The organism is Pedobacter sp. PACM 27299, assembly GCF_001412655.1.
GTDB lineage: Bacteria > Bacteroidota > Bacteroidia > Sphingobacteriales > Sphingobacteriaceae > Pedobacter.
In genome coordinates, this window is sequence record NZ_CP012996.1 from 4,138,210 (window position 1) to 4,153,199 (window position 14,990).

12 protein-coding genes are annotated in these 14,990 nt (G+C 39.9%); 4 read left to right on the forward strand and 8 right to left on the reverse strand.

The features are described 5' to 3' along the window. Positions 1 to 97 precede the first annotated feature (97 nt). Positions 98 to 1,495 carry an FAD-binding oxidoreductase gene (locus AQ505_RS17470; protein WP_062549356.1) on the reverse strand — a complete coding sequence of 466 codons (1,398 nt, stop codon included), beginning with the start codon at positions 1,493 to 1,495 and terminating at the stop codon, positions 98 to 100. Positions 1,496 to 1,547: 52 nt separating this feature from the next. Then, on the reverse strand, positions 1,548 to 1,925 hold the full coding sequence (locus AQ505_RS17475; RefSeq protein ID WP_062549357.1) for a dihydroneopterin aldolase: 378 nt from the start codon (positions 1,923 to 1,925) through the stop codon (positions 1,548 to 1,550). A gap of 137 nt (positions 1,926 to 2,062) precedes the next feature. On the opposite strand from AQ505_RS17475, the gene AQ505_RS17480 reads away from it, so the two are divergent. The 3 genes from AQ505_RS17480 to AQ505_RS17490 are packed head-to-tail and all read left to right on the forward strand — an operon-like array spanning position 2,063 to position 6,278. Next, a complete protein-coding gene (locus AQ505_RS17480; protein WP_062549358.1) occupies positions 2,063 to 3,253 on the forward strand; it encodes an acyl-CoA dehydrogenase family protein in 1,191 nt (396 codons plus the stop codon). Positions 3,254 to 3,274: 21 nt separating this feature from the next. Continuing rightward, positions 3,275 to 5,908, forward strand: coding sequence for a DUF3857 domain-containing protein (locus AQ505_RS17485; RefSeq protein ID WP_062549359.1), 2,634 nt, complete (start codon positions 3,275 to 3,277; stop codon positions 5,906 to 5,908). Continuing rightward, positions 5,895 to 6,278: an SRPBCC domain-containing protein gene (locus tag AQ505_RS17490; RefSeq protein WP_062549360.1), complete on the forward strand. Its 384-nt coding sequence runs from the start codon at positions 5,895 to 5,897 to the stop codon at positions 6,276 to 6,278. Before AQ505_RS17485 ends, AQ505_RS17490 begins: the two co-directional genes overlap by 14 nt. Before the next feature lie 119 nt (positions 6,279 to 6,397). Here AQ505_RS17490 and lysA read toward each other — a convergent pair whose 3' ends face one another. Both lysA and AQ505_RS17500 read right to left on the reverse strand, forming a co-directional pair. Then, positions 6,398 to 7,555, reverse strand: coding sequence for a diaminopimelate decarboxylase (gene lysA / locus AQ505_RS17495; RefSeq protein ID WP_062549361.1), 1,158 nt, complete (start codon positions 7,553 to 7,555; stop codon positions 6,398 to 6,400). A 186-nt stretch (positions 7,556 to 7,741) separates the two neighbouring features. Further along, on the reverse strand, positions 7,742 to 9,055 hold the full coding sequence (locus tag AQ505_RS17500; protein ID WP_062549362.1) for an aspartate kinase: 1,314 nt from the start codon (positions 9,053 to 9,055) through the stop codon (positions 7,742 to 7,744). 201 nt (positions 9,056 to 9,256) lie between these two features. Between AQ505_RS17500 and AQ505_RS17505 the strand changes: the two genes are divergently transcribed. Continuing rightward, positions 9,257 to 10,990, forward strand: coding sequence for a phospho-sugar mutase (locus tag AQ505_RS17505; RefSeq protein ID WP_062549363.1), 1,734 nt, complete (start codon positions 9,257 to 9,259; stop codon positions 10,988 to 10,990). A gap of 9 nt (positions 10,991 to 10,999) precedes the next feature. Here AQ505_RS17505 and AQ505_RS17510 read toward each other — a convergent pair whose 3' ends face one another. From AQ505_RS17510 to AQ505_RS17530, 4 genes are all read right to left on the reverse strand, one after another. Further along, positions 11,000 to 12,013 (reverse strand): LacI family DNA-binding transcriptional regulator, encoded by a 1,014-nt coding sequence (locus AQ505_RS17510; protein WP_062549364.1) that lies wholly within the window; start codon positions 12,011 to 12,013, stop codon positions 11,000 to 11,002. A gap of 31 nt (positions 12,014 to 12,044) precedes the next feature. Continuing rightward, positions 12,045 to 12,482 (reverse strand): response regulator, encoded by a 438-nt coding sequence (locus tag AQ505_RS17515; RefSeq protein ID WP_062549365.1) that lies wholly within the window; start codon positions 12,480 to 12,482, stop codon positions 12,045 to 12,047. A gap of 3 nt (positions 12,483 to 12,485) precedes the next feature. Next, entirely contained in the window at positions 12,486 to 13,586 is a 1,101-nt protein-coding gene (locus tag AQ505_RS17520) for a sensor histidine kinase (RefSeq protein ID WP_231634921.1), read from the reverse strand. 149 nt (positions 13,587 to 13,735) lie between these two features. Next, a complete protein-coding gene (locus AQ505_RS17530; RefSeq protein ID WP_062549367.1) occupies positions 13,736 to 14,986 on the reverse strand; it encodes a glutamate-5-semialdehyde dehydrogenase in 1,251 nt (416 codons plus the stop codon). Between the last annotated feature and the right edge of the window lie 4 nt (positions 14,987 to 14,990).

The window sequence follows — 14,990 nt, forward strand, 5'->3', positions numbered from 1 at the left end:
GCTATTATTATATCATTCGCTACTCAATGAAATTAGCAGGTTTCACAAAGCCTGATTTCATACAGTCGCCGATAGGTCCTTAACCAACAGTAAATCGTTAAAATATCTTTCCTGGATTTAGAATTCCTGCAGGATCAAACACCTGTTTAATCCCCCTCATTAAATTCAAGTGTACTTCTGAATATTTAATCAACATGAAGTCTTTTTGTACCAAACCGATCCCATGTTCGCCCGAAATCGTACCCCCCAAAGCGCTCGTCAATTCAAAAATCTCTACGATACCCTCTTTAAGTTTAGTATGCCAATCTTCATCGCTCATTCCGGCTTTAATAATATTCACATGTAGATTTCCATCACCAGCGTGGCCGTAGCACACACTTTCGAAACCATACCTGGAACCGATCTCCTTGATGCCATTGATCAATTTCGGCAAAGCTGCCCGAGGAACCACCGTATCTTCTTCTTTATAGATAGAATTAGATTTCACCGATTCTGGCATAATCCTCCTCATACGCCATAATTCTTCTTTTTGCTGAGCGGTATCTGCAAAAAGCACATCTGTACAACCAAACTGCTCCAATACCGCATTTACCTTCTCGCAATCTTTGAAAATACTGTCCATATCATTCCCATCAAATTCTATCAGCAGAAAAGCATTGATGCCATCTTTTAGGTCAAACTTGATCTGATCGAATTCAATCACCCACTCCACTCCTCTTCGCTCCATGAATTCCAGGGCAGAAGGAATCACTTCCGCACGGAAAATAGCAGATACTGCAGCACATGCCTGTTCATTTTCTGCAAATGAAGCCAGCATCAGCACATTATTTTCTGATCTGGGAATCAATTTGGTGACGATCTTAGTGACCACAGCCAAAGTTCCCTCAGAACCAATCATCAACTGTGTCAGGTTATAGCCAGAAGCATATTTAAGCGTATTTGCACCTGTCCAGATGATTTCACCGTTAGGCAAAACCACTTCCAGGTTTAATATATATTCTCTGATCGTGCCATATTTAACTACCCTTGGTCCGCCTGAACCATGGGCTACATTGCCACCTATAAAACATGAACCTTTACTCGAGGGATCAATCGGATAAAGCAAGCCTTTCTCCGCCACTGCATCCATAAATTCCTGTGTAATCACGCCTGGTTCTACAATGGCCTGAAGATTCTCGGTATCAATATCAATGATCTTTTTAAAGCGCTCCATAGACAACAATACGCCGCCAAAAATAGGTAAGGCAGCACCACTTAAGCCCGTTCCGCCACCTCTAGGGGTAACAGGAACCAGGTATTGATGGCAAATTTTCAGCAAGGCAGATACAGATTCGGTATCTTTTGGTTTCACCACCACTTCCGGATAGTATTTCAAGTCTTCGGTCTCATCATGACAATAGATACTCAAAGTTTCTTCATCAGTAAAAACACTGTCTGCACCAACAGCAGCTTTGATCAGGTCCAGCAAGTCGACAGTAATTTTAGTAAATTCCATGGTGATATAGGTTTAGGCTTTTTAAGAAAATAATAGATAAATATAAATGCGGTTATTGAGGCGCTTCATAACTCAATTCCACAAAAGAATGGCCGATTTCACCAGGCATAGGAGGATTCATTTTTCGAATCCCTACTTTCCCTGTGCGTACAAATGGATAGTTATCGATCACGCGATCTAAAATTCTTCGTACCACCGTTTCCAGCATTTTCTGTGTATTTGCCATCTCTTCCAGCAAAATAGTGTTCAGCACTTCATAATTCACCGTATGATTCAAATTCTCTGTATCACCTGTATGAATAAAAGTAACTACAACATCTACCATGAAATAAATTCCAGTTAACTGCTCCTCAGGATAATACCCGTGAAAAGCATAACATTTTACATCTCTTAACGCAACCGTTTGAATATAGCTTTTAGCATTGCTCATTTGACAAAATTAAATCTTTGAACCGTTATTACCAGCCATTCCTTTAAATTATTAAATCATTCCTCGAAATCATTAACTTTGAAATCAGCCTGATTAAAAAATCAAGCGGACAACAAAGACCAAATATCTCCTGACCTATGAGTAAATCTGCAAAAAAAGACCTCTACGAAGCTCCTGACTACTATCAGTTAGATGAATTACTAAGTGAAGAACATAAATTGATCCGTTCTTCCGCAAGAGACTGGGTAAAAAGAGAAGTCAGCCCAATCATCGAAGATTACGCACAAAGAGCAGAATTCCCGAAACATCTGATCAAAGGATTAGGAGAGATTGGCGCTTTTGGCCCGACTATTCCTGTGGAATATGGTGGTGCAGGTTTAGATTACATCGCATACGGCATATTAATGCAGGAAATTGAGCGTGGAGACTCTGGAATCAGGTCTACCGCCTCCGTACAAGGCTCATTGGTCATGTATCCGATCTTTGCTTATGGCACCGAAGAACAACGTAAAAAATATTTACCGAAATTAGCCACAGGCGAGTTAATGGGCTGCTTTGGACTCACAGAACCAGATCATGGCTCTAATCCTGGTGGAATGGTGACCAATATAAAAGATAAAGGAGATCATTATCTGCTAAACGGGGCAAAAATGTGGATTTCCAATGCGCCATTTGCAGACATCGCAGTAGTCTGGGCAAAAGACGAGTCTGGCAAAATCAGAGGTTTAGTTGTAGAACGAGGAATGGAAGGTTTTACCACACCAGAAACGCATAACAAGTGGAGCTTAAGGGCTTCCGCAACTGGCGAGCTGGTATTCGACAATGTTAAAGTGCCTAAAGAAAATATTTTCCCTGACATCACTGGATTAAAAGGACCACTAGGCTGCTTAAACCAGGCACGTTATGGCATCGCTTGGGGAGCATTAGGCGCAGCGATGGATTGTTATGATACTGCTTTGCGCTACTCCAAAGAACGTGTACAGTTTGGAAAACCTATCGGAGGATTCCAATTACAACAAAAGAAACTAGCAGAAATGGTAACAGAGATCACCAAAGCACAACTTTTAGTATGGCGTTTAGGTGTGCTTAAAAGTGAAAACCGTGCTACAGCAGAACAGATCTCCATGGCCAAAAGAAACAGTGTAGAAATTGCATTGGATATTGCCCGAAATGCACGTCAGATGCTTGGAGGGATGGGAATTACCGGCGAATATTCGATCATGAGACACATGATGAATCTGGAATCTGTGGTTACCTACGAAGGAACCCACGACATTCACCTCCTGATTACAGGAATGGATGTTACCGGATTAAACGCCTTCAAATAAACCTTATAAAATCTATATTAAATGCCCTCTTCACGCTCCAACAAATGCTTAAAAACGTTGATTATCGCGTTTTTAAGCATTATTTCTATAACACAAACTTATAGCCAGGGAAAGAACTTTTCTATACAGACCCAATCTCCTTCCTGGACCGTCACTACAAACAATAAAGGAGCTACCCCAGCAGATAAGGACATCTCTGATGGCTACTTTATTTCTCTTTATGAGAACCAAAACCAGGTCGGTTTACAAGAAGAATATACCCACATTATTCGGGAGATAGTTTCCGATGCCGGGGTACAAAACGGCTCAGAAGTCGCTGTCACCTATGAACCTGATTACCAGAAGCTCATTTTTCATAGGGTCATCCTCTGGAGAAATAACCAGCCGAAAAATCTTTTAGCCTCTCATAAATTCAAAGTACTACAAACAGAAAAAGACTTGTCTAAGTTTATCTATAACGGAACCTATGATGCTTTTTTAGTGCTGGATGACATCAGAAAAGGTGATCGAATAGAATATGCATACACCATCAAAGGCGACAATCCTATTATTGGTAAAAACTATGCAAACCAGTTTTACTTCGAAGGATCCAGCAGTATAGGACACCATTACACGAACCTCATTATCGATCAAAACATACCGCTTTTCCTTAAGAATTTCAACTTTAATACTGCTCCAAAGATGACCGAGAAAGATGGAATTAGGATTTACGAGTGGGACAATAAATTGTCAAAAACGCATAGAACCACACCATTTGAACCATCCTGGTATAACCCATTAAAAAGAACACAGGTAAGCACCTTTAAAAACTGGTCAGATGTAGTCGACTGGGGGCTCTCCATTAATGACTATTCCGCCATCAGCACTGCATTATTAGATAAAAAAGTAAAAGAACTCCAACAAAAATCAAATCAGAACCCAAAGAAATACCTGGAACTGGCCACCAGATTTGTTCAGGATGAAATCCGATACATGGGAATTGAAGTCGGACAATATTCACATAAGCCAAATTCACCGGAAAAAGTACTGCAGCAGCGTTATGGTGATTGTAAAGACAAATCCTTGCTCCTGCTGCACCTGCTAAATCCGATCGGCATCAAAGCCTATATGGCCTATGCCAACACCAACAGGACCATTAAAACAGATGAATATTTACCAAGCCCTTTTGCCTTCAACCACGTAGTGCTTCTGGTAGAGCTGGGCGCAAAAAAGATATGGATTGACCCTACAATTTCTTATCAGAGAGGCCCTATTGATCAACTGTATTTCCCTGATTATGGAAAAGTACTGGTTCTAAAAAGAGGCATCAATACGCTGCAGCAAGTCAATAGCAATGCCACAGGAAAGTTAGCCACAAACCTCATTTTCAACTTACCGGATACTACAGAAAACAATAAGACCAGTCTCATCGTCAAAACTAAATACACTGGAAATTATGCCGATGACATCCGTTCAGAAATAGCAGGATCAGGGATTGACGACCTGGAGAAATCCTATTTAGAATATTATGGTAAACTTTACCCCAACACAGAAATAAAGGCACCTCTTAGCGTAAAGGACAATGAAAGTACGAATACTATAGAACTTACAGAAAGCTATGAAATCAGCGACATGTGGATGCTGGACGATAAAGGATCACACTACATCCCATTCCTGGCCGACATCATTGGCGATCAAATGCGTGACCTGCCGGCTAAATCCAGAACGGCACCGATTTCGCTGAAATCTCCTGTAAATGTCGAACAAACACTTAGTATCACCACGCCTGAACAATGGAGTATGACCATCGAACCTTTCAAACTCGACAATGACTACTTTCATTTTGAAAGCAATGGCAAGCAAGAAGGAAAACTCCTGACGCTAACCTACCTATTTAAGAATAAGAAAGATTACATCGAAGGTACTGAGCTGAAAAAATATGTCAAAGACAAGAAAACTGTAGAAGAACAGCTGAACTACTTTATCAGCAGAGAAAAAACCAAGACAGATGCAGCAGAATACAATCCATACCTGGCTATATTATTCCTCGTTACGGCAATCATTTCCGCCATCTCCATGGTCAGGATATATGAGAAAAAATATGCTTTTAATCTGGATGAAATTGCAGCGGCACCGGCATTAAAGGGATGGCTAATGCTCCTAGCCATTTATGTTGTCTTTGTTCCGTTCCAGATTTTAGCGAGTATCGTAATCACGCCAATATGGTCACCAGAGATCTGGGAAGCCCTGGATACACAACCTAACTTACTGAACTATGGGACGAAAGCGATATTTATCTTGACTATAATGCTATCAGTTGTCTTATTATGTGCATCCATCCTTGGAATTTTTCTATTCTTTAAGAGACGTAAAAGCTTCCCACAGCTATACATTTCCTTCTTAATTGGATATATTTGCTTTTTAATTCTAAACATTGGCATTTATTTATTGTTAACTCAGACAAAAATCCAGTTAATGGAGAACAAAATCCTGACCATCTCATCAGGGATCACCTACTGTATTTTATGGATACTATACCTTTATAAATCCAGCAGAGTCAGAGAAACATTTGTATTTACCTATCCCGAATTAGCATGGATGACGGCCGCTACGCATCATTACCAGCAGCAACCTAACACCACAACAAAAGAAATTATTGAACATGAAGACATTTAAAAAATATTACCAGCTGCCTGCACCTCCTGAAGAAGTGTATTTAGCGATGACAAAAGCACAAAGCATCCAACTCTGGACTGGCGCAGAAGTGGAATTCACAGAAGAACCAGGCACGGAATTTTCATTCTGGGATGGCGATATCGTAGGTAAAAACCTGGAATTTGAACCTGGCAAAAAAATCGTTCAGCAATGGTATTTCGGCGAAGACAATGAACCTTCTATTGTGACCATTAAATTCCATGAAGATAAAAAAGGTACTTCTCTTGAGTTCGTACAGACCAATATCCCTGATGAAGACTATGACGACTTCACTGCAGGATTAACAGAATATTACTTTGGAGGCCTGATCGACTTTTTCGAAGAAGACTAAGCATTAAAATAGACTTGGGCGCGCATCCCGGGTAAGCCCAGGAAAGCCCATAAAAAAAGCTTGTTGAAACCATGGAATCTCCAGCGTTTCAACAAGCTTTTTTAATATATAAAGGTAGATTATCCTGCTGTATCGTAAACAGAAACGATGTTCTCTCTTAAATTGTAATGCGATGCCATTACCTCTCCGTAAGCACCTGTGCTACGTAAAGCAATCAAATCTCCACGGAAAGTTTCCGCAAGCTCTACTTCTTTACCAAAACAGTCTGTACTTTCACAGATTGGCCCCACTACATCATATTTAACTGCAGTTGGCACATCGATTTTAGAAATGTTCTCAATTTTATGGTAAGCCTGATATAAAGCAGGTCTCATCAATTCCGTCATTCCCGCATCTAAAATGATGAAGTTCTTTTTCTTCCCATTTTTCACATAAAGCACTCTGCTGATCAAAGAAGCGGATTGTCCAACCAATGCTCTTCCCAATTCAAAATGAACCTCTTGATTAGACCGTACCTCTAAAAACTCCTGGAATACTTTAAAATAAGCTGCGAAATCAGGAATCTGCTGTTCTGGATTGTGGTAATCAATACCTAAACCACCACCAACATTTAACACCTTCACAATAAACCCACGTTCTTCAAACCAGGTAGCAAATTCATTTACGCGCACACATAGGTTTTTGTAAACGTCAAGATTGGTAATTTGAGAACCGATATGGAAATGCACACCAATAAACTCAAGGTTAGCACTCTCTTTCAAAGTATCCACACAGGCAGGCAAATCCCAGGAATTTACACCAAATTTGTTCTCATCTAATCCTGTAGTGATGTTATGATGCGTGTGTGCATCTACATTTGGGTTGATACGGATGGCTACTCTTGCTACCTTCCCTTTCTTGCCAGCCAGTTCATTAATTACTTCCAATTCCTGGATAGACTCTACATTGAAGCAAAAAATATCCTGGTCTAAAGCCTCATTGATTTCTCTGTCTGACTTTCCAACACCTGCAAACACGACCTGCTTCTGATCAAAGCCTACTTCAATCGCCTTGCTCACTTCACCACCGCTTACACAGTCGGCACCAAAACCTACCGCCTTAATTTTTTGTAAAACAGCAGGATTGAAATTTGCTTTCATAGCATAGTGCACATGAAAATTATATACCTTTGCCGCCGCTGCACAATCATTCAATGTATTTTGCAGCAGGTTAAGGTCGTAATAATAAAAGGGTGTTTCTAAATTCGCGAAACGTGCTATATCTTTTTCGGAAAACATAATGTTCAAGTATCTGATTATATTTTTTATTGTTGTGCTGAGTTTTATTTATTTCGGCAATTACGTCGATTTCAAGAACAACAGATTGAGTAGAAACGAGTACGATAGAAGAGTCAAACTCTTTATCCTACTCGTTGTTATTCTTGTTGCCGTTATGATCTGGCTAAGAAAGAGGTAAGCCCTCCCTTATTCAAATAAACGGTTGTGCAAGCTTTTTAAGGCTTCCGTCTTGTCATCAGTATTGATCAATAAAGAGATGTTATAATTGCTGCCTCCATAAGAAATCATTCTGATTGGAATATGTTTGATAGAATCTAAAACTCTTGAGGCAAAACCGTGCGTTTGCGCACTGAAATCACCAACTACACAAACAATACTTTGGTTCTTATCAATTTCCACGGAACCGAAAGCATGAAGTTCTTCTACAATCTTATCCAGGTTATCGGTAAAATCAATTGTTAAGGAAACCGCTACTTCTGAAGTAGTGATCATATCAATTGGAGTCTTATAACGTTCAAAGATCTCAAAAACTCTTCTTAAGAAACCATAAGCCAATAGCATACGGCTGGAATGAATTTTAATCGCAGTGATGCCATCTTTAGCAGCGATTGATTTGATCTTTCCTTTTTCACTTTCTGCAGAGATTAAAGTACCGGCAGCAGAAGGCTCCATCGTATTCAATAACCTTACTGGAATTTTATATTTCTGTGCAGGGAATACCGATTGCGGGTGTAAAATCTTTGCCCCGAAATAAGCAAGCTCCGCAGCTTCATCAAAAGAAAGGTGAGAGATTGGCTTGGTCCCTTTAACAATCCTAGGATCATTGTTGTGCATCCCATCGATATCCGTCCAGATCTGAACTTCTTCCGCAAGGATGGCAGCGCCGATTAAAGAAGCTGTATAATCACTTCCACCACGACGCAGGTTATCGACCTCACCAAAGCTGTTTCTACAGATAAAACCTTGAGTGATGAACAATTTATTTCCTTTATGCTGCTCCAATAAAGGCGTTAAATGTTTCGTGCTATACGGAACATCCGGCTCATTATCTTCGTCAGTTTTCATGAAATCTAATGCAGGAAGCAATACCGATGGTACACCGATCGATTTCAGGTAAATATGGTATAAAGTAGTCGACAATAGTTCTCCTTGTGCCAGCACTACTTTCTCTTCAATTGGGGTGAAAATATCATTCACTAAAGAAGCCAGGAAACCAAAATGGTATTCCACTACTTCTTGTCCCTGTTCGCGAAACTCTCCTTCAGGCAATAGTTCAATAATGAACTCATTATATTTCTGGTTCAATGCGTTAATTAAGCTTAACGCCACCTGTTTATCCTCCTTTAAAAGTTTGCCTGAAATTTCCACTAAACTATTGGTTGTACCAGACACGGCTGATAGGACCACAATTTGCTCTTCGGCCGGATTAATGATATCCAGCAACTTTTTCATGCGCTCAGGGCTTCCTACGGAAGTTCCTCCAAACTTTAATATCTTCATTTAATTGAGGTAAGAATTTTATTTTTTGATAAATTGGCTATATACTTGTATAGTGGCCGTGAAATTAAAAAAATCGGCGATAATAAACGCTAAATACACGAAATAAAATTTGGAATTGCACATTTTAATCCTATTCTCACAAAACAAGCTGAAAGATTAAACGTTTATTCCTGCAAGAGTTAAAAAGACATACACAATCATATGCAATTAGAAGCAGCAACCCTAAGTACCATCAATCAATGGCTTAACGGCAATTACGACAGTAAAACGAAAGAAGAAATCCAACAGCTATTAGATAAAGAAGCTTTTACTGAGCTGACCGACTCTTTTTATAGAAGTTTGGAGTTCGGAACAGGAGGCCTTCGCGGCATCATGGGTGCCGGTTCTAACAGAATCAACAAATACACCATTGGAACGGCCACACAAGGGCTTTGCAACTACCTGAACAACAAATATCCTAATGAAAAAATCAAAGTAGCCATTGCACATGATAGTCGCAATAACTCAGATTATTTCGCTGGAATCACTGCAGATGTGTTCACGGCCAATGGTATTCATGTGTATTTCTTCAAAGCACTGAGACCAACACCAGAACTTTCTTTCGCAATCAGAGAATTAGGCTGCAAAAGTGGCGTGATGCTTACTGCATCCCATAACCCAAAAGAATATAACGGATACAAAGCTTATGGAGCTGACGGCGGACAGTTTACCTCCCCAGATGATACCATGGTGATGGATGAAGTAGCCAAAATCAAAAATATTGATGAGGTGAAGTTTGACCGAATCGACAGTAATTTTGAACTGATTGGAGAAGAAATTGATCAGTTATATTTGGATAAAATCACTGAATTATCAGTTTCACCGGAAGCGATTGCACGTCAGAAAGACCTTAAAATCGTCTTCTCTCCTATTCATGGTACAGGAATTACTTTAGTACCTCAAGCATTAGCGCAATTCGGTTTTACCAATCTGACATTGGTTGAAGAACAAAGCACTCCGGATGGTAATTTCCCAACGGTGGTTTATCCTAATCCTGAAGAAAAAGAAGCACTGACATTAGCCCTTAAAAAAGCGGAAGAAATTGATGCAGACCTGGTTTTGGCCACAGATCCAGATGCAGACAGAGTAGGTATCGCGGTGAAAAATAACGACGGACAATTCGTATTGCTAAACGGTAATCAGACGGGAAGTCTTTTGATCAACTATCTATTGAGTGCCTGGGAAGAAAAAGGAAAACTTACCGGTGATCAATACATTGTTAAAACCATTGTGACGACCAATATCATCGAAGAGATCGCTAAAAAGAAAAACGTAACCTTCTACAATACCTTAACCGGATTTAAATTTATCGGTCAACTGATGACCAGCCTTGAAGGTAAGAAAACCTTTATCGGTGGTGGTGAAGAAAGTTATGGTTACCTGATCGGCGAATTGGTTAGAGATAAAGATGCAGTGGTTTCCTGTGCTTTCATTGCAGAAATGACGGCTTTCTACAAAGATAAAGGCAGCAGTTTATACAATGCCATGTTAGACATGTATGTAGAATACGGCTTGTATAAAGAAGAACTGGTATCGATCACTAAAAAAGGAAAAACTGGTGCAGAAGAAATCAAAGCGATGATGGAGAAATTCAGAAGCAACCCACCAGCAACACTTGGAGGTGCTAAAGTAGTTTTATTAAAAGATTATGAACTGGGCTTTGAAACTAACCTGAGCACGGCTGAGAAAACAAAACTAGACTTCCCTAAATCAGATGTACTGCAGTTTATCACCGAAGATGGCAGTATTGTTTCTGCAAGACCATCGGGAACTGAGCCTAAGATTAAATTCTATTGCAGCGTAAATACCACTTTAAAAGACAAAGCAAGCTTTAAAGAAACTGACGCCCTACTTGGCGACAAGATTAAAGCAGTCATGAAAGATTTAGAGGCTTAAGCCTCTAAATCATCTTTCTATAAATTTAGTAGGTAATATTACCTTACTTCTTTCAGTTTGGGGTAATGATCTATCCGCAGACAGTTCCTGAAGAATAATATCAATAATCTTTTCAGCGATCTGTTCTATGGGTTGATCAACCACACTGATGGGAGGTGTATGGATCTTGAAAACATCCTGATCATCATAAGCAACAATCATAAAACCATCATCAATAGGCTTCTTAATTTTCTTCAGGAAGAATAAGCCTCTTACTGCAAGGTAGTTGGTAGAGAAAAACACCGCGTCAATCTTCGGATTTTCTTCAAACAAGGCTTTTAAGCGCTCATTGGTATCTTCTTCCGTGCTATCGAAAGGAATTCGAACCAAAGTCTGCTCATTTACAGGGATCCCATGGTCTTTCAATGCCTGCTCATAACCTAAATAACGGTTATTGATCTGGTCCACATCCACATCTACAGTTACGAAAGCAATGTTCTTTCTTCCTTTCTTGATTAGAAATTCGGCGGCAGAATAACCACCCTTGAAGTTATCTACGACCACGTAGTTCACATCAAGATCCGATAGATTCCTATCGAAAATAACCACCGGAATTTTATCTTCCAATAACTGTTTGATGTCTTCTTCAATCCCAGGAACCGGTGCGATGATGTAAGCATCGACCTTTCTTGATTTAAACATCTCAATTAAGTCCCTCGCTTTTGCCGGGTCATTCTCTGTACTGGAATAGGTGATTTTATAGCCTTTTTTATATGCTTTATCCTCAATACGTCTGGCTATAGCCGAGAAAAACGGATTGGAAATATCTTCTACAATCAAACCGATAGTTTTGGTATTCCCTGTCCGCAGACTTCTTGCGATCTGATTCGGTTTAAAGCCTAGCTCAAGAATAATCCCTTCTACGCGTTTGATCACCTCCTTGCTGATGCGCATCTTTTCGGCTTTGCCATTTAAGATAAAGGAGACTGTGGTGATGGATACTTCTGCTTTTTTTGCAATATCCTTAATAGATGGAGGTTTCATTCGTAATATAATTTACAGGCAATCTAGAGAATTAATTGTTAATCTCCTCAAAATATTTACCTGCAATTTTAACAAAGGCATCTTCATTTAAAGGTTTATGTAAGTAATTCCTAATTTCTTCATTCGCAGAAGCCATCAGTTCGTCGTCAGGATTCAAAGAAGTAGTCAGCATAACAACGATTGTTTTCGATTTATGCGCGACATCAATTTTCCGATATTCTTCCATAAAGTCCCAGCCGCTCATACCTGGCATATTGATATCCAGAAAGATGAGACCAGGCCTCAGCATACCTGCATCATTCGCATATTTACCTGAAAAAGTCAAATAATCCAAAGCTTCCCTCGCCGAGGTAATCGCCATAATATTCACTTCTATATTTGTATTCTGAACTATTTTCCGATGGATATAATTGGTGGGAATGTCGTCATCAACAAGCAATACACAATTAAGATCCTTAAATTTTTTCATACGCTATCGATCATTTTTAAGGCTAAAACAAAACGTACTACCCTCATTAGGGGTGGATTTTACAAAGATCTCCCCGCCATGGAGCTCCACAATCTTTTTACAATGAGAAAGTCCAATGCCATGTCCAACATATTCTTCCTTACTATTTAAACGTTGAAAAATCAAAAATATCTTTTCCTTATAGCGCTCTTCAATTCCGATTCCATTGTCGCTAAACTCAAAGTTCCAATGCTGCTCGGCATAGGAGGCAGTCACCTGAATTTTCAATATACCTTCTTTTTTCCGGAATTTTAAAGCATTGCTGAATAAGTGTCTAAAAAGCTGCTTCAACGCCTTTTCATAAGCAGGAACACGCGGTAAATTGTCATAATCAACTTCCAGATGGAACAAGTCAGTTTCTTCAGCAAACTCCTGCTGAAGCGCGGCCATTAAATCATTGCAATCCAATAATTCCTTTGGCTCATGAGTCCCCAAACGCGCATAATCTAAAACACCTTTGATCAGGTGTTTCATTTTTTCAGCGGATTCAGCGATGTAATCCAGGTACAAAGCGCCGTTCTCATCGAACTGTTCTCCATACTCCTTCTTCAATAAGCCCGTAAAGTTTTTAACGGTCAATAGCGGCTCCTGCAAGTCATGGGATGCAATATATACAAACTGTTCCAGTTCTTTATTTCTGAATTCCAGCACCCTCGCATATTCCTTCAGGGCCTTTTCAGAGTTCAGCTTATCCGTAAGGTCTCTGGTAAACTTAGAAAAGCCAATCACCTCATTCTCGTCATCATAAACAGTGGTAATGGTCACATGTGCCCAGAATTGCTCCCCATTTTTCTTGATGCGCCAACCACGATGATGTGCTTTACCATTCAATACCGCCTCTTCCAGCAAATGATCAGGTATTTTATTGACTCTGGCTTCTTCGGTATAAAACAACCTGAAATCCATGCCCAACATCTCCTCAGCGGTATATCCTTTGATCATCTCCGCTCCTTTGTTCCAACTGCTGACACATCCATGCTGATCAAGAAATAAAATCGCATAATCCTCGATTTCCCCCAACATTTTTAAAAGTAAGGGTTGAGGTTGACTTAAATTGTTCTGCATGGAAAAGCTAGTAATTTTCCTGAACAATATTCAAAAGTCAAGCCAGGCTAAATTACCCGTAAAAACACCTATAGGAATCAATTTTTTGCAGGAAAGCGAAAAAAAAATGTCCTTCTTTTTTCCCAAACAGGGAATTGGGGAACTCAAAGTTAATTCCTTATTTGCCCAGCCCCTTTTACGATCCATTTTTCTGTGACCAATTTCTCCAATGCGAAAGGTCCTCTTGCATGAAGCTTCTGCGTAGAAATTCCAATCTCAGCACCTAATCCAAACATTTGTCCGTCTGTGAAGCGCGTAGAGGCATTCCAGTAAACTACGGCAGCATCTACGGCTTCTAAAAATTGTTCCGCTTCTGCTGCATTTTCCGTGATGATGGCCTCAGAATGCTTCGAAGAATATTCGGAGATATGATCTAATGCTTCCTGTATATTTTCCACGACCTTAACAGAACACTTATAATCAAGAAATTCTCTTCCAAAATCTTCGCTTGCTGCATGAACCAAATGCGGGTAATCCGACTCCTTTAAAAGGCTAAAAGCAAGGTCGTCCGCAAAAACTTCTACCTGATGTTCGGACAGTAACGGCGCCAGCAGTTCTAAAAAGTCTGCAGCAATTGTTTTATCGACTAACACAGTATCTAATGCATTACATACGGAAGGACGAGAAACCTTGGCATTCTGAACAATTTCAGCCGCTGTATTCAACTTTGCGGATTCCGCAACGTAAGTATGACACACCCCTGCTCCAGTCTCAATAACCGGCACAAGAGCGTTCTTACGCACGAAAGAAATGAGCTCATTGGAACCACGTGGAATGATGACATCAATATATTTTTCTGCCTGAAGGATTTCCAGGATATATTTCCTATCCGCTGGCAATTGCTGCACAATATTTTTATCCAATCCTGATTCCAGCAAAACTCCCTGAATCAAGGAAACTAAAAAGAGATTGGTATGAAAAGCATCTTGTCCGCCACGTAGCAAACAAACATTTCCAGATCGGATACATAAAGAAGCAACATCGATCGTCACATTAGGTCTGGATTCATAAATGACACCCACTACGCCTAAGGCTACTGTTTTCTTTTGAATCAGTAGACCGTTCTCCATTTGCTTGCTGGAAATCAATTGATTGGTTGGATCCTGCAACAATGCGACATCATTTAAACTATTGGCCAGGCCTGAAATGCGATCGGCGTTCAATAGCAACCGATCCTTTTTAGGATCAGCATCAGACATTTTTTCCAGGTCTTTTAAATTTTCTTCAATAATCTGAGTAGAATTCCCGAGGATTACCGCTGCCAAACGATGGAGCAATGCCTGCTTTCCTTCATCGCTTAAAGAAGCGATGGAATGCCTGGCTTTCTTAGCATTTATTAACTGATTTTCTATAGCTTCCATGTTT